Raw genomic sequence first — 17,036 nt, 5'->3', positions numbered from 1 at the left:
GGGATTTAAAAATTTTGTTGTTAAAAAACGTTTCAGGCAAAAAGAGGCTCAGCCTCTTTTTGTTATTTAGGGCTATCATGAATGAACAAAATTTTTAAATAAGCTAGGATCTTAATTTTGTAATTTGGTAGGAAAGTTTCCTGATGAGATCATTAATAATTCTCTCCCTTTTATTACCCGCTTTATTTTTTCACAATCAGAGCAACCAACCGTTAGACCATTTTTAAAGACGATTGTTTCCAAATTTCCAAACGTGAGAGATATGGCGATGTCTACAAAGAAGGACGAGGTTATTTTTTCAGCACAAAGTGTGATGGGTAAAATTCAGCTTTAGACACTGCCAAATGGTACGAGGGTAATTGGACATCAGAACAAGTTTTTAAATCAGTTTTAAGCAAGAAGACGCTACTTGGAGCTAAGTCAAAAACATGGGACTAAAAGTCAATTCAAATAAAATGGATTATTGCCCCTTTGTGAATACGAAGTCTTAAACCTTATTTTTTACAAGTAAAAGGATCAACGTATTGAAGGCTTTTGAAACGCCTTTAGATATTGAAAGTTTATTGGAAATATTTGATTCCTATGACAATGGATCGAGTAGATTGTACCAAGTTGATATTTCTGGTTTTCTCAATTAAAGACGGCGACCCAACCATTCTCTAAATTTATAAGCAGTAGGTAATGGATCTTTTAAAAAAGCCTTGACCTCAGTATAATCCATTAAAAATTTCGTATTGAATATAAATGACGGCCTTCGCTTGATAGATTTCAAAACACCTTTAAGTCTCATATAAGGAATTGCATCAAAATCCGTATCAGGAATAACCCCATTGATGGCTAATTGAATTGCTAAGTGTGGAAAGTTAACACCTGCTCTTTCTGAAGCTTCAACACTGCCCCAAAAACGAGCGTTAATCTCAATCAATTTATAATCCTGGGCTAATTCGTCGTAACGCAAATCTAAATGTGCAACACCCGACCAATTGAGCTTAGACATGATATTTGATACCACTTTAAGAACCTCTTCATTCTTTATAAAATCGAAGCCTAATTGTGGCGCAAAAGCACTATGTCCTTTTAGATTCCCTTTTTGTACCGTATGTGTCAAGATGTTTCCATTGAGACACAAAACACTACAATCTATATCATAACCTTCAATATACTCTTGGATAAACAAGGCTGATTTACTGCGCTTTGGAAACTTATCTTTGCTAGAGATTTTTTTAATACCATCACCACCCTTTTCATTCAAGGGTTTTATTAAGACTGGAAACGTCGCCTCGAGCAGAAATGTCTTCCGCTCTTCTTCATTAGAAACATAAAAAGATCTCGGATGCGAAATTTGATGTTTTAAGGCAAAATCACTCAATCGTTTTTTGTTTGTAGCAATCTCAAAAGCCTCTAAACTTGGTAATGGAATAATCTTAGCAGAAGGATTTAGTAAGGCTTCGTGTTTGATAAAAAAAGAAATCTCATGTTCTGCAATTGGCACAACAATATCGATAGATTTTGAAGCAATTTCAGCATTTACTAATTGCAACCATTGCTCATCATCACCTCTTTTTAAAAAATTAAAAGCAGCCGTATATCGAGAATATTTGGTGGCTGCGCGTTTTTTATGAGCAAGTACAAAAATCTTGTAGTCTTCAACCTGCGATAAACACCTAATCACAGACAAAGCCCAAGTACTATTACCATCTGGCACCAAAACATGAAGTCTTGAGCTCATATATTCTCTCTAAGCAATTAATTATTAGGTTCTCAAATATAGTATATTAAAATGAAATTTGATTTGCTGAAATTTTCGCTTCCTCAAATTCTTGGATCATATCGGACACGATTTTCGCAGCGGGTTTGATATCATGAATTAAACCTGCTATTTGACCAATTTCTAATTCACCATCTTCCAAATCACCTTCAAACATGCCGCGCTTTGCACGTGCCCTTCCTAATAATTCCTTCAGTGCTTCGATGCTTGGACCCGACTTATAGAGTTCTTGCACTTCATTAAAGAATTTATTTTTAACCAATCTTACTGGTGCTAATTCCTTTAGAGTCAATTGTGTATCACCTTCTTTAGCATCAACAACAACCTTCTTAAAAGCTTGATGCGCAGAAGACTCTTCACTTGCCACAAAGCGACTTCCCACTTGTACCGCATCTGCTCCCAAAATCATAACCGCTAGCATAATTCGTCCAGTCGCAATACCGCCTGCCGCAATAAGCGGAATATCTAATTGCTCTTTGACCATAGGGATTAACGTTAATGTGGTGGTTTCTTCTCTTCCATTATGACCTCCAGCTTCAAAACCTTCAGCTACTACCGCATCTACACCTGCTTCTTGCGCTTTCAGTGCAAATTTCACACTGCTCACTACATGGACAACAGTCACACCACGTTCCTTGAGCCAAGCAGTCCATGTTTTTGGATTCCCAGCAGAAGTAAAAACAATCTTAACACCTTCCTCTACGATGATGTTCATGATTTCTTCAATATTTGGATATAACATTGGAACGTTGACACCAAAGGGTTTATCGGTAGCTTTTTTACATTTTTGAATATGTTCTCGTAAGACATCAGGATACATCGAACCTGCGCCAATTAAACCTAGTGCTCCAGCATTACTAGCGGCTGAAGCCAATCGCCAACCACTATTCCATATCATGCCAGCTTGAATGATTGGATATTCAATTTGGAACAATTCCGTTATTTTGTTTGTCATGTTATGATTTGATGAGTTTATAGGTTTTTATTGTTTCACCAGATTGAAAATTCAAAATATACATCCCAGGTGCCATCGCAGACGTATCCAAAGACGTAGAAGATTCTGTAATATTCTGTTCCAATACCTTTTTACCTAGAATATCAAAAACTCTAAGTACAGTGACATCATTTAAGGTTGGAATTTGTACGTTGAGAATGTCGTTAACAGGATTTGGAAAAACCTTAAATTGAAGGTATGTCACCTCTTGTAAAGACAAGCCGATATTTAATGCAAGCTGAAAATCAGGAATACCGTAACCTATCAAATAATCAGGTGTCGTGTATTGGGATGCCGACATTCGGACATAATTTTTTATATCTTCATTAGTGGCATTTGGCAAGGCTTGCCATAAAGACGCAATTCCGCCAGCCACAATTGGCGAACTAAAAGAAGTCCCATTATTGCTGACAATGGTGTTTGAAGCATTTACGACAGCGGCTGCCGCGCCTTGAGCGGCCACATCTGGTTTTTGAGTTGTCTGAAATGCACTTCCTTGCGAGCTGAAAGCCACATAATCACCATTAGCATCAACTGCAGCGATACTTAGAACACCAGTACCATCGGCAGGCGCACCAACACCAGCCGTTCCTGAATTTCCTGCGGAAGTCACTACCAAAATGCCTTTTTCATTGGCAATATTTGCGCCTCGAGTAATAAATGTCGTGTTACCGTCTAAATCGGCATCTGTATGTGAATAATTTGGATTATCATACGTTTTGTATCCTAATGAAGTATTAATTAAGTGAACTCCCAAGCTATCGGAACGTTCAGCAGCTTCCACCCAGTAAGCTTCTTCTACAGGTGTTTCCGAGGCTACATCTTCTGTTCTGAATAAATAATAAGACGCATCAGGAGCCGTTCCTACAAACTGATCTTGAATAAAACCAGCCATATCACTCAACACTTTCGTACCATGGTCATTCCCTGTGAAGGCATAGACATTATCTGTTCTATCCACAAAATCATAACCATCCAACAAATCATTATTATCTCTTAACCTCTGAAATGCACCCATGGTATCAACGTTTGAAAAACCAGAGTCTAGTACTGCTACAATCACCCCTTCTCCTGTATAATCATCAAGATGAAGGGCATCCACATTAATCATTGTAACTTGGTTTTGTGTATCGCCATAATTAAATGTGACGGCTGCCTCTTCTACTGAAAATTTGTCGTCAATAGTGCCTACTCTGGAATTGGAATTTAAACTATTGTCTGCAAATTCCACAGACGCCACAAAGTCAAAGTCGGTTACCAAGGCATTAATAGCTTCTTCCGTGCCTCTCACATACACCGCATTCATCCATTTGGATTTGGCAAATACAGTGACACCCGTTTCAGGCGCTTTTAACTGTGAGATGTAATTTTCATTAACAGGGACATCACGAGCATCAATCGCTATGCCTTGGGCATTTTTTCTATCAATGGCTTGTTGCGTTAGAATTGAAATGGGATTATTAATTGACGACTGGACATTTTCCTTATCGCTAAAAAACACCCACGCATCTTGTTGCGCATAGGCATTAAATTGACATAAAATAACAAAAAACAGCAGGACTTTTTTCATAACAATAGGACATTAAGAATTATAATTTTCAGTCTGATAATCTGAAAAAGAATAACTTTTCTTTACTGCAATTTAAGAAATTACTCCCGAACCTACTAATTCGTCATCGAGATACCAAGCCACGAATTGACCTTCTGTAATAGCCGATTGCAGCTTCTCAAATTCAACATATAAGCCACGATCTACTTTATAAAGTGTTGCCTTTTCTAATGGTTGCCTGTATCTAATACGTGCTTTAACCACCATCGATTCGTCGATAGCTAATTGTAAGTCTTCACGTACCCAATGCAATTCATCATCATTCACAAAAAGGACTCGTTTTAAAAGACCAGGATGGTTTTTTCCTTGTCCGGTGTAAATCACATTATCGATAACATCTGTATCAATAACAAAAAGAGGCTCCACAGTACCACCCACTGCAAGACCTTTACGCTGTCCTTTCGTAAAATAGTGGGCACCTTGATGGTGACCTACTACATTCCCATCTGCTGGAATATAGCGATCTTTCTCACTTAGATATTGCAGTTCTTGAATTTTAGATTCGAAATCTGGAAGTGCCCTCGTATACCTAGTATGCGCTTTTGGAATCTCTACGATCACACCTTCTTTTGGTTTGAGTTTTTGTTGTAGAAATTCTGGGAGCCGCACTTTACCAATAAAGCAGAGACCTTGTGAATCCTTCTTATCAGCCGTTACTAAATCCAATTTGGCAGCGATGTCCCGAACTTCTGGTTTGGTTAGTTCCCCTATTGGAAAAAGCGCTTTGGATAATTGTTGTTGGGACAGCTGGCATAAAAAATACGATTGATCTTTGTTTGAATCAACTCCAGATAACAACTGATAGACCAATTTACCATCCTTTTCAATAGTTCCTTTTCTACAATAATGACCTGTTGCTACAAAATCGGCACCTAAATCAAGTGCAATTTTCATAAAAACATCAAACTTAATCTCCCTGTTACATAAGACATCAGGGTTTGGAGTTCTACCCTTCTGGTATTCATCAAACATATAGTCGACTATACGTTCTTTATACTGCTCACTTAAATCAATAGTTTGAAAAGGAATACCGAGCTTATCGGCTACCAACATAGCATCATTACTATCGTCCAACCACGGACATTCATCAGAAATGGTCACAGAATCATCGTGCCAATTCTTCATAAAAAGCCCTATAACCTCGTAGCCTTGTTCTTTTAATAAATAAGCTGCGACGCTTGAGTCTACACCTCCTGAAAGTCCTACTATTACTCTTTGCATGATGCAAAATTAAGAAATAAAAACAGCAACATAACGCTAGTTACCATTCTAAATACATATGATATGTATTGATTTAAGCTATTGCTTTTTCGGGTTTTTGCTACGCTTTGTATGATCTTTAGTTTCCACCAACTTACCATCTTCATAATAACTCCAAACACCATGTTTTAAATTGTTTCTGTAAAGTCCCTCTGCTTTAATGTTACCTTCAGCATCGAAATACTTCGTGATACCATTTAACTCATCATTTTTATAGAGGAATCTTTTTAAAACTGTGCCATTCTCAGCATACCATATAGATTCACCATCTAGCATACCATTTATATAATGAGATTTTTCGGCGGTGTTTCCATTAGGGTAGAATACTTGTCGTTCTCCTTCCAATTTACCTTGGTCATTATAATACTCAATGGTCATGATGGCATCCGATTTGTTATGATAATAAATCCATTTACCATAATATAGCTTTCCTATCATTTGACCTTCACTTATGAGTTTTCCTGTAGATGACAAAAATTTAACGGCCACCTGATTTGAGTTCGGATTAAATACTTTCGTAGCACTTAAGACACTCTTACCTCCTTTTAACGTGTAAAACTTAAACGTACCAACTTCTTTGCCGTGGTCAAATTCGCCTTCATACCGAAGCTCTTTCGTTTTATCGAAGTATTTTCGCCATACGCCATGACGGTTTCCATCCTTATCAAATTGATTAACAATATTTTGAGCATTCAAACCTAAAGTAAATACTGTTAAAATATATATAAAAATAAAGGGTTTTTTCATTTTTTGTTTAATGATTTAGTAATTTTATTAAACAGACTAATTATTTATTAATAAATGTTGAACAATAAAAACTCAAAAAAATGAAAATTATTTCAAAAACCTTTAAATTAATCCCAGTATTTTTACTCATCTTCTCTCTTTATGGATGCAGTAGCGATGATGATTCAGGAACAATTGTTCCAACGCCTTTAAACATTGTAGAACTAGCAAGTGCTAATCCAAATTTAAGTAGTTTGGTTGCTGCACTCCAAGCCGCTGATGGTGATTTAGTGACCACCTTAAGTGGTAGTGGTCCATACACAGTTTTAGCGCCTACTAATGATGCTTTTGATGCATTCTTAGGAGATAATGAATTACAAGACATCCCTACGGATGTGTTAAGACAAGTACTTTTAAATCATGTTATTTCTGCTGATTTATCAGCAGCAGATCTAGCCGGTTTAGGTTCTGGTTACACAAACACCAATGCTACTGGTGCTGGTGGACAAAATATTAGTATTTATTTTGACACTTCAAGTGGTGGTGTTGATTTCAATGGTGTGTCTTCCGTAGTTCCTGGTGGTGCAGATATTGATGCTTCCAACGGTACAATTCATGTGGTTGATGCTGTAATAGGATTACCGAGTATTGTGGATCACGCTTCTGCTAATAATGACTTAAGTAGTCTGGTGGCCGCTTTAAGTGCTGCTGATTTAGTAGGTGCGGTAAGTGGAGACAGTCCATTAACAATTTTAGCACCAAACAACACGGCATTCAATACGTTCCTAGATGGAAGTTCATTAGGTGATGTACCAGCCGATGTATTAACCAATTTATTATTGAATCACGTGATTACAGGAGCTGTACCATCTAGTACACTTACTAATGCTGGATCAGGATATACAAAAACCAATGCTGTAGGACCAGAAGATTTAGCAATGACAGCTAACAATTTGAGTCTTTATTATGACACGTCTGATGGTGTACGTTTTAATGATGTTTCGTCTGTAGCACAAGCTGATATCGTTGCGACCAACGGAATTATTCACGTCGTAGATGCGGTGATTGACATTCCATCTATCGTAACTTTTGCCACAGCTGACCCTAATTTCTCTACGTTGGTAACAGCGTTAACCGACTTAACACCTGGAACTGATTTCGTTGCGACCTTATCAACTCCAAACGGTACGAGTCCTGCGCCATTTACAGTATTCGCACCAGTTAATTCTGCCTTCGATGCTTTAGCTGAAATTCCAGCCGAAGATGTACTAACTCAAGTATTATTACACCATGTTTTGGGAGATGCTAATGTGACTTCAGAAAACTTAACAGATGGTACATCGCCAACAATGTTAAATGGTCAGTCAATTACTATCAACTTACCAGGTTCCGCAGGAAATATTGCAGATATTACTGATGGTGCCGGAAACACTGGAATTGGTGTTATTGCCGTTGATGTACAAGCTGGGAATGGCGTCATTCACGTTTTAGACACAGTGATGTTACCTGCTAATGATTAATCATATAGATATTCATTTGGATTGATTAATAGCATCCTTTTTTAAATGAATATTTTGAAAGAGTCTTTAGAATTTTTCTAGAGACTCTTTTTAATTTCAATAGATAGAAGTTTACAAAAAAAAGCCTTCCGATTGGAAGGCTTTTTAAATGCTATAAGCATAAGTTATTTTTTACGTCTTTGTTGCGCTTGTTTTTGCTGTTCTGCTTGCTCCATCATCTCTGCCATTTTCTTTTGAAATTTATTCTGCTTTTTAGGCTTCTTCTTATTCTCCTGAATTTGAGCATGAATTTTGTCTTCATCCAAAATATAGTTCTTGATAACAAGCATGATACCAATACTAATCAGGTTAGAAATAAAATAGTATAAACTTAAACCGGAAGCATATTGATTAAAGAAGACCAGCATTAATAATGGAGAGAAGTATATCATGTACTTCATCATCTTAGCCATATCTGGCATTCCCTCTTGCGTAGGTTGTGACGCCATTTGTTGACCGGTTGTCATTTTCATATAAAAGAAAATGGCGATGGCCGCTAATATTGGAAACAAACTTACGTGATCTCCATAAAAAGGAATTGTAAATGGTAATTCTGCAATCACGTCATAGGATGACAAATCATCCGCCCAAAGGAAGCTTTTTTGACGCAATGCAAATGCCGTAGGGAAGAACATAAATAAGGCATAAAACACTGGCAATTGTATCAATCCTGGCAAACATCCAGCCAAAGGACTGGCACCAGCCTTATTTTGTAAGGCCATCGTTTCTTGTTGCGCCTTCATTTTATTGTCCTTATGCTTTTCTCTAATCGCATCCAATTCTGGCTTTAAGACCCGCATCTTAGCTTGCGACAAAAATTGTTTATACTGTACAAAGGACATTAATAATTTAATTAGGATTGTCATGACAATAATAGCAATCCCATAAGGCAAGAATGAACTCAAGAAGCTAAAGAGCGGGATAAACAATGATTTGTTAATCCACCCAAAAATACCCCAACCAAAAGGAATACTTTCCTCTAAGTCATAATCGTAAGCTTTTAAAACTTTACTATCTGTAGGACCAAAGTAAAACTTAAAGTTATTATTCGCTTCACCATTCGTAAAAGTAAGTGGCAATTTTGAAGCAAATTCCTTAGTGTAAATAGTGTCAATCTCTTCATCTTCCACAAGTGTTTTAGAAGCGATAGTTGCCTTTTTAAATGGTTGATCTGCGACTAATATCGAACTAAAAAAGTGTTGTCTATAAGACAGCCAACGCGCGTCTTCAATAATTTCTTCATCGTCTCCAGCTTGTGCCAATTTGTCTATTTTATCACCTTCATACATGTAAGTTAATCGCGTGTAGCGGTTTTCATAGGTGATACTCTGATCATGACGATAGGTTTTCAGCGCCCAATCCAAATCAATATTCTGCGAGGAATTAATCACATTATTCAAGCCTTTAGATCGGATTGAAAAATCTATCATATAATCATCAGGTTTCAACTCATAACGATACTCCAAAAACTGAGATTCAGACACTTTCAGTTTCATCGAAACCACCGTGTTTTCTCCATTTTTAGTAACAGACGGTTGAAAGTATTGATCATTCGTATTTAAAATTCGATTATCAGTCGTTGGAAAATTAATATTGAACTGCTCATTACCATCTTGTATCAAGGCAATCGGTACAGAGTCATAATCCACAAATTTTTTCAGAATGACTTCGGAAAGAAAACCACCTTTATTACTGAATTTTAAATCAAATACATTCGTTTGAACTGAGGTTTGCGTATCCGTTGCGGAAGGTAAAGTTGCCGCGAAGGCAAAAGCACCCAATTTATTTTTGAGCATTTCATACTTGAGTGAATCGCCAACATTGAGATTTGAGAAGTCTTCAGATGTGGTCACTTTAGTGTCGGTAGTCGCTTCTTTTTCGTTATTTTTTGCTTCTTCTGCCGCCTTTAATTGCTCTTGTTTTTCTTGTTCGGCAAGCTCCTCAGGAGTTGGCGTGTTTTGCCACATCATAAAGAGTAATATTCCGAAGATAAGAACGAATCCTATGATGGATTTGATATCTAATTTTTTTTCTTCCATGGGTAAAATTTAGTTGCTCCTTTGCTTAGGAGAGGATAGCTATTGCTTAACAAAAAGCTAACCAATATTAGTTTTGTGCCATACTGACACTATTGTTCTTGGTTTTAAAATTCAAAGCAGCTTTCACGAAAGCAACAAAAAGGGGATGTGGATTCGCTACGGTGCTCTTATATTCTGGATGATACTGAACACCAACAAACCAATTGTGAGATGGAATTTCAATAATTTCCACTAAGCCTGTTTCAGGATTAAGACCAGTCGCCTTCATTCCTGCCTCCTCAATTTGAGATTTATAAGCATTGTTAAATTCGTAACGATGTCTATGACGTTCTTTTATAGTATGCGACTGATACACCTTACTCGCAATACTGTCATTGGCTATGTCACAATCCCAAGCGCCTAATCGCATGGTACCACCTTTATCAACAATATCTTTCTGCGATGCCATTAAATCAATTACAGGATGTGCTGTTGTGTCATCCATTTCAGTGGAATTAGCCTCTTTTAAGCCCAATACATTCCTTGAATATTCGATGACTGCCATTTGCATGCCCAAGCAAATTCCCAAGAATGGAATATTGTGTTCTCTCACATACTTGACCGCTTCAATTTTTCCTTCAATACCACGCTCTCCAAAACCTGGAGCAACTAAAACACCATGTAAATGTTTCAATTTTTTTGCTGCGTTTTTAGAAGTCAAGTGTTCGGAATGAATGGATTCTATATGCACTTTGACTTCATTCTCTGCTCCTGCATGAATGAATGCTTCTAATATGGATTTATAAGAATCTTGTAATTCTACATATTTCCCTATCAAACCGATAGTCACTTCACCGATGGGGTTTTTATGGCGATCAAGAAATTGATTCCATTGGGTTAGGTCTGGCTCTGAGCTATCTAGTCCTAATTTTTTAAGAACAACCGTATCTAAACCTTGATCCAACATCAAATTAGGCACATCATAAATTGTTGACGCATCTATAGACTGAATTACGGCTTCTGGTCTAACATTACAAAATTTTGCTAGCTTATCTCTTAAATCCTCGGGTAATTCATGTTCTGTTCTGCAAACCAAGACGTCTGCCATAACACCACTTTCCATTAAGGTTTTAACGCTATGCTGTGTTGGCTTGGTTTTCAATTCGCCTGCAGCTGATAAATAGGGAATCAACGTGAGGTGGATCACAATAGCATTGCTCTCTCCAAGTTCCCATTTTAATTGTCTAACAGCTTCTACATAGGGTAAAGACTCAATATCACCAACCGTTCCTCCTATTTCTGTAATAACGATATCATAATCACCAGATTTCCCTAAAATTTGTACACGATGCTTAATTTCATCTGTTATATGAGGTATAACCTGCACGGTTTTTCCTAAGAATTCACCACGACGTTCCTTTTCAATGACACTTTGATAAATGCGTCCAGTAGTTACGTTATTAGATTGACTTGTTGGGACATTTAAGAAGCGTTCGTAATGGCCTAAATCCAAATCCGTTTCAGCACCATCATCTGTTACGTAACACTCACCGTGCTCATAAGGATTTAAGGTTCCTGGATCTACATTAATGTATGGATCTAATTTTTGGATGGTAGTTCTATAACCTTGAGCCTGAAGTAATTTTGCTAAAGAAGCAGCAATAATTCCTTTCCCTAAAGAGGAAGTCACACCTCCAGTTACAAAAATATATTTAGTAGTTGTCATGTTGCGCTGTTAAACGCAGGCAAATTTACAAAATTTAAATAGTTATTGTTGTATCAATTTAGTGTTTAATTATCAACATCTCGAATGCTTACTTTTGAAAGGCGTTAAGCATCTATAATACGAAAGACCGAATATGATTAACCTAATAAAACGTTTTGATTCTCCAATTGTTTTATAGGTCTTCTTCTAATGGCTTCAATTTGCTTGCTATACAATTGATATAGCGTGTCTGTTACTACAGCCGACCTTTTAACATTGGAAAGACTACTGAGATAAACACCGTCAATATTTAGACATTCTCTAATAACCATTTCGTCATCTTTGCGCGTCATTATGGACTTTAATTCAGCCATTAATTTCATCATGCGCAGTTGCATTTTTGATATGGATATCGGTTCAATTCCCATCGTTTCCAAATGTATTTGAACTTCCAAAATAAAATCATCAATACTTTTTATTTTGGTTGTCAACCATTTTTGAATGTACGGGTTTTCCGTTTGCTGTTGTAAGTGTCGATAAGCCTGCTTTGCTTTGATACTCGTCATAAGTATTTTCTGAAGCGTTTCAGAACCCACTGTATAGGTTATTGATGTTTTCATAAGATAGGACTTTAAGCCAAGGGCTGAAGTAATTAGTCGTGCTAAATTCCTACAATTTTTAACAATTCATGTGTCCTATCACATTTAAAATTAATCCAATTCAACTTGAAACTATAAGCATAGAAAACAGATCACCAATATGTTACGATTACAGAGATGCATCACTAAGACACACTTGTCATTGAGGATATCGCTTTTGAATATCACGTATCAAATACTCCAATCCATTTAATTTGAGCTCATATACTTGCGTGAGCATAGCTCCTAATTGACCTTTCGGAAATCCCTTATTGTGATACCAAACGATATAATATTCAGGTAAGTCAATCAGATATCGTCCTTCATATTTACCGAAAGGCATCTTGGTATGAGCTAATTTAATTAGAAAATCCTTATCTGGTTGCAGCATCCTATTGTGAGCGATACGCTCTAAACTTTTGAAGTTCAGCACTCACAAAGGCCTTCCATTTTGCTTGTTGCTCCTTATGGATGGAGTTTTCACTTTGCGTATCGTAGTCGTATTGCATTTGCGCTAAATTGATATTCGCACGTTCATGTAATGCACGCAATTCACTTTTAATTCGGTTGGAGACTTTTAGCTTAGAGATCTCATATCGCAACATCCTTACATGCAATTCTGTAATATCAAAATGAAGTTGTTCATGGGCTAAAATATGATCATTGCCTTTTTCCTTTACATACCAAGACTTTTTAGGATAAAAATGTGCACTTACATCTGCTTCAAAGCTCAAGACCATATTCTCACGTTCTTTTACTGAAAACGAAAATGTGATGCCTGACGCTGTCACAGCAACAGCATCTGAACCTGGATCCACAGGTCCTTGAAAATCTTCCCATGTTAATTTTTCAGAAGCCTTCCACGAAATAGTCTCTTCCTTATCTGAAGACACATTCAGACAATATAATACGATAATTAAGAAGCGTAATATCATTGCGATTTATTTCGAATTAAACACCTAAATTTTCAGATGAATAGGTGTTAAAAGTAACGTGGTAAAAACCTGAATATTGTGTCGTTCTATTTTAAAAAAACAGAATTGAAATCACCCATTATCAATCTCTTACCTATAAAAAAGTGAACGACTTGAGTTCGATTATTTTGCCTCTACAATGGTAAGGTTGTCGTACTTAACCACATAAACGGCTTCATTATAATAACCACCAAAAAGCTTTTTAGAATATCGAAATTTATTTTCAACATATTCGGTCTCAATGGTACTGTTCGAGGTCTTATACAAATCATCACCACTCGCCAAACGTAAAAGCAAGTCCATGGTTAGATCAAATCCTCTCACCGCATAACGGTTTGGGCTCACATTGTAAATTCTTCGGTAAGTTCTAATAAAAGCATTATCTGCTGTTGCAATATCAGTGGTTTTATTCACCGATGGGTAATGAAATTTCAGATTTGATAAGTGGTAATTAGAAATTTCTCTTCCTTCAAACGCTCTATTTTTATTAGTAGTCATAAGAATGATTTCTTTACGAGCATCATTCAAGCCATTAATCATACTTATAACATTTGAGGCAAACCCTTCATTATCTGTTTCCAAAAAGACAATATTATTTCCATTTTGAAAAACATTCACTAAATCATTCTGATATATAAAATACGCCTCTTCACCCTTCTTATTTTTTCTAGAGTAGATTTGCTTAGCTGAAGGGAAATCACCTTTTAATTTATCACTTATATTTTTATGCTTGGAATCGGCAATAATGACGATGTGCTTCTGTACAGAATCTTTTTTTACATAATTCACGATGGTTTCTACTAATAATTCACTCGAAGGCACCGTTTGAAATACATTATCGTAGAGATTCTCTGGCATCGAATAAGGCGACACTATAGGCACATTATCTTTCTTCAGTGATGCAGCGACACGATCGAAGTTTTTCGGTAACAGTGGTCCAACGACCACATCATATTCTGAAAAATCATTAGATGACAATATTTCAGAAATTTGAGAAGGTTGATTTCGTGTATCAAACACCTTCAGGTGTGTCGATATCCCTAAACGCTTTGCTGAGTCAATCGCTATTAATGCACCAGCGTGGAAATCTAAAGAGACTGAAAGCAAACGATCTGTTCTAATTTTTTTCTTCGCCTCTTCAATAGAATCCACATCAATTCTATTGGTTCTATAAGGCAGCATCAATGCGATTTTTTTGGTATTTAAATTAGTAAGCTCTTTCGACAAATCAGTATTTGCGATATCCTTTACTACATAATCCGTTTTCACATTCGCAGGCACTCGCAACACCATTCCCAATTTAAGTCCACTTTCTTTTAATCCAGGATTTAAAGATTCTAGTTCCTCTTGGGTGACACCTAGTTTTCTATTAAGTGCCATGTAGCCTTCACTTTTCAGAACCGTATAATAGTTGTACGTTTCTTCTACCGTCTTTTCTTCATTATTACTAATATTAGGAACGTTAACCTCTTGACCTGGCTGCAAGACCTCACCTAAATTAGGATTGAGCGCTTCTAACTCTGGTACGGTTATCCCAAACTTATAGGCCACGCGCCATTTACCTTCTTTTGGTAGTACCTTATATTTTTTGATGGTATTCGTTAGTGACACTTGACTCACGATGGTTTTAAACTTCGGAATCTTTATTTTATCACCTTTTCTTAAATTTTCAGAATATAAATACTTGTTGTACTTCTTAATATCCTCAATGGCCACACTGTATTTTTGGGAAATACTAAAAAGTGTTTCCTTGCGTTTGACCTTGTGAGTTTTAAAACTGACCACTTCTTTTACAGGCTCTGTTGGCGCTTCATTTTTAACTTTCGTATCTGGAATAATCAATACTGTGTTATCATCCAAAGCTGTTTTTGCATCTGGATTCAATGCATAAATATCGAAAGGTGTGACCATGTACATTTTGGCAATACTTTCGATGGTTTCACCTTTTTTTACTTTATGAGTCTTGTAACCTTGCGCTATAGCAGTGGCAGAGTACAAGAGAACAATAATAACAACAACGAGTTTTTTCATTTATATGTAATTTAATCCTGTAGGTAGTTTACTCCCACTCAATAGTTGCTGGTGGTTTGGAACTGATATCGTAAACCACCCTATTGACACCTTTCACTTTATTTATAATTTCATTTGAAGTTTTTTGTAAAAACTCATACGGAAGATTTACCCAATCGGCAGTCATTCCATCCGTACTTTCTACGGCTCTCAATGCCACACATTTCTCATAGGTACGCTCATCTCCCATCACTCCTACACTGTTTACTGGCAACAACATAGCTCCCGCTTGCCAAACTTTATCGTATAAATTCCATGAACGCAGGTTATTAATAAAAATAGCATCTACCTCCTGTAATATACGAACTTTCTCAGGAGTTAGATCACCGAGGATACGAATGGCGAGTCCTGGTCCAGGAAAAGGATGGCGGCCAAGCAATTGAGTATCCATATTCATGGAAGCACCAACACGTCTTACCTCATCTTTAAACAAGGCTTTCAGTGGTTCTACCACTTTCAGCTTCATAAAATCGGGAAGACCACCAACATTATGATGACTTTTTATGGTCGCACTCGGACCACCAGTTGCCGAAACACTTTCAATGACATCTGGATAAATAGTCCCTTGTGCCAGCCATTTAACATTCGATATATCATTTGCTTCATCATCAAAAACTTCAATGAACACGCGGCCTATGGTTTTTCGTTTTTCTTCTGGGTCGCTCTTTCCTGCTAAGGCATCCAAAAAGCGTGCCGAAGCATCAACACCCTTCACATTGAGTCCCATACCTTCGTATTGATGCAATACATCTTCAAACTCATTTTTTCGTAACAAACCGTTATTCACAAAAATACAATACAAATTCTCGCCAATCGCCTTATGCAAGAGCATGGCTGCCACCGAAGAATCTACACCACCCGATAATCCTAAAACCACTTTATCATTACCAAGTTTTGCTTTTAAGTCATTAACGGTTTCTTCAACAAAAGATTGTGGTGTCCAATCTTGTTCAATTTCAGCGATTTTAATCAAAAAATTATGCAATAATTGATGGCCATCCGTAGAATGATACACCTCTGGATGAAATTGAATCGCATAGGTCGTCTCGCCTTCAATTTTATAGGCCGCATTTTCAACATCACTAGTACTAGCAAGTAAAACGCCTCCTGTTGGTAATTTCTTGATGGTATCACTATGACTCATCCACACTTGGCTGCCTTCATGGATATTCTCAAAAAAATCTTCATCTGATTTTACATAGGCCAAGTTGGCTCTTCCGTACTCCCTCGTATTGGATTCTGCAACCTCTCCACCAGAGAAATGTGCCAAATATTGTGCGCCATAACAAACGGCCAACATTGGTTTTTTTCCTCGGAAATTGGACAAGTCAGGATGAAGTACCTCTTCGCCTCTTACAGAATTAGGACTTCCTGATAAAATCACGGCTTTGAAGCTGTCTGAATCGTTTGGAATTTTATTGAATGGATGAATTTCGCAATAGATATTTAACTCTCTTACGCGACGCGCAATCAACTGAGTGTATTGCGAACCGAAATCTAAAATAAGGACTTTGTTGTGTTGCATGTGCAAAAGTAATGATTGATTTTAAATTGACGATTTACTCTTTATGAATTTTTGATTTTTTTTTAACTACCTTTAATGCAAATGGTTATAAAGAATTACATATTAACACCTTGTGTTTTAACACTTTTATTTTCCATAACGCTAAGTTGTAGTGACGACTCAAAATCTTCAAACAGCATTCAACCACAGT

The 17,036-nt window shown here is 36.9% G+C and carries 14 protein-coding genes; 2 read left to right on the top strand and 12 right to left on the bottom strand.

Annotation, left to right across the window (positions count from 1 at the left end; translation table 11 throughout):
- The first annotated feature begins 124 nt into the window (after positions 1 to 124).
- The gene (locus ACU8DI_RS09540; protein ID WP_447112544.1) at positions 125 to 334 is read left to right on the top strand and encodes a hypothetical protein; all 210 of its coding nucleotides are present in this window, start codon (positions 125 to 127) and stop codon (positions 332 to 334) included.
- A 300-nt stretch (positions 335 to 634) separates the two neighbouring features.
- On the opposite strand, the gene ACU8DI_RS09535 is transcribed toward ACU8DI_RS09540, so the two are convergent.
- The 5 genes from ACU8DI_RS09535 to ACU8DI_RS09515 all read right to left on the bottom strand — a co-directional run bounded on the left by ACU8DI_RS09535 (position 635) and on the right by ACU8DI_RS09515 (position 6,378).
- Complete coding sequence (locus tag ACU8DI_RS09535; protein ID WP_447112543.1) at positions 635 to 1,729, bottom strand: ATP-grasp domain-containing protein; 1,095 nt, start codon at positions 1,727 to 1,729, stop codon at positions 635 to 637.
- A 46-nt stretch (positions 1,730 to 1,775) separates the two neighbouring features.
- Entirely contained in the window at positions 1,776 to 2,723 is a 948-nt protein-coding gene (locus ACU8DI_RS09530) for an NAD(P)H-dependent flavin oxidoreductase (RefSeq protein WP_447112542.1), read from the bottom strand.
- A 1-nt stretch (position 2,724) separates the two neighbouring features.
- Positions 2,725 to 4,332, bottom strand: a complete 1,608-nt coding sequence (locus tag ACU8DI_RS09525; RefSeq protein ID WP_447112541.1) for a S8/S53 family peptidase — start codon at positions 4,330 to 4,332, stop codon at positions 2,725 to 2,727.
- A 72-nt stretch (positions 4,333 to 4,404) separates the two neighbouring features.
- The gene (gene mnmA / locus ACU8DI_RS09520) at positions 4,405 to 5,592 is read right to left on the bottom strand and encodes a tRNA 2-thiouridine(34) synthase MnmA (protein WP_447112540.1); all 1,188 of its coding nucleotides are present in this window, start codon (positions 5,590 to 5,592) and stop codon (positions 4,405 to 4,407) included.
- Between the two features lie 78 nt (positions 5,593 to 5,670).
- Positions 5,671 to 6,378, bottom strand: a complete 708-nt coding sequence (locus tag ACU8DI_RS09515; protein WP_447112539.1) for a toxin-antitoxin system YwqK family antitoxin — start codon at positions 6,376 to 6,378, stop codon at positions 5,671 to 5,673.
- 80 nt (positions 6,379 to 6,458) lie between these two features.
- Between ACU8DI_RS09515 and ACU8DI_RS09510 the strand changes: the two genes are divergently transcribed.
- Complete coding sequence (locus ACU8DI_RS09510; protein WP_447112538.1) at positions 6,459 to 7,877, top strand: fasciclin domain-containing protein; 1,419 nt, start codon at positions 6,459 to 6,461, stop codon at positions 7,875 to 7,877.
- Positions 7,878 to 8,041: 164 nt separating this feature from the next.
- Here the strand turns inward: ACU8DI_RS09510 and yidC are convergent, their stop codons facing one another.
- The 7 genes from yidC to guaA all read right to left on the bottom strand — a co-directional run bounded on the left by yidC (position 8,042) and on the right by guaA (position 16,846).
- A complete protein-coding gene (gene yidC, locus ACU8DI_RS09505; RefSeq protein WP_447112537.1) occupies positions 8,042 to 9,955 on the bottom strand; it encodes a membrane protein insertase YidC in 1,914 nt (637 codons plus the stop codon).
- A 67-nt stretch (positions 9,956 to 10,022) separates the two neighbouring features.
- Positions 10,023 to 11,660, bottom strand: coding sequence for a CTP synthase (locus ACU8DI_RS09500; RefSeq protein ID WP_447112536.1), 1,638 nt, complete (start codon positions 11,658 to 11,660; stop codon positions 10,023 to 10,025).
- A gap of 137 nt (positions 11,661 to 11,797) precedes the next feature.
- Positions 11,798 to 12,259 carry a DUF2383 domain-containing protein gene (locus tag ACU8DI_RS09495; RefSeq protein ID WP_447112535.1) on the bottom strand — a complete coding sequence of 154 codons (462 nt, stop codon included), beginning with the start codon at positions 12,257 to 12,259 and terminating at the stop codon, positions 11,798 to 11,800.
- A gap of 178 nt (positions 12,260 to 12,437) precedes the next feature.
- Complete coding sequence (locus ACU8DI_RS09490; RefSeq protein ID WP_447112863.1) at positions 12,438 to 12,668, bottom strand: DUF3820 family protein; 231 nt, start codon at positions 12,666 to 12,668, stop codon at positions 12,438 to 12,440.
- 1 nt (position 12,669) lies between these two features.
- Entirely contained in the window at positions 12,670 to 13,212 is a 543-nt protein-coding gene (locus ACU8DI_RS09485) for a DUF922 domain-containing protein (RefSeq protein ID WP_447112534.1), read from the bottom strand.
- A 162-nt stretch (positions 13,213 to 13,374) separates the two neighbouring features.
- Positions 13,375 to 15,282: a LysM peptidoglycan-binding domain-containing protein gene (locus tag ACU8DI_RS09480; protein ID WP_447112533.1), complete on the bottom strand. Its 1,908-nt coding sequence runs from the start codon at positions 15,280 to 15,282 to the stop codon at positions 13,375 to 13,377.
- Between the two features lie 28 nt (positions 15,283 to 15,310).
- Complete coding sequence (gene guaA / locus ACU8DI_RS09475) at positions 15,311 to 16,846, bottom strand: glutamine-hydrolyzing GMP synthase (protein ID WP_447112532.1); 1,536 nt, start codon at positions 16,844 to 16,846, stop codon at positions 15,311 to 15,313.
- Between the last annotated feature and the right edge of the window lie 190 nt (positions 16,847 to 17,036).

Source organism: Psychroserpens sp. BH13MA-6 (genome assembly GCF_052983595.1).
This window is presented reverse-complemented; position numbering and strand designations above follow the sequence as displayed.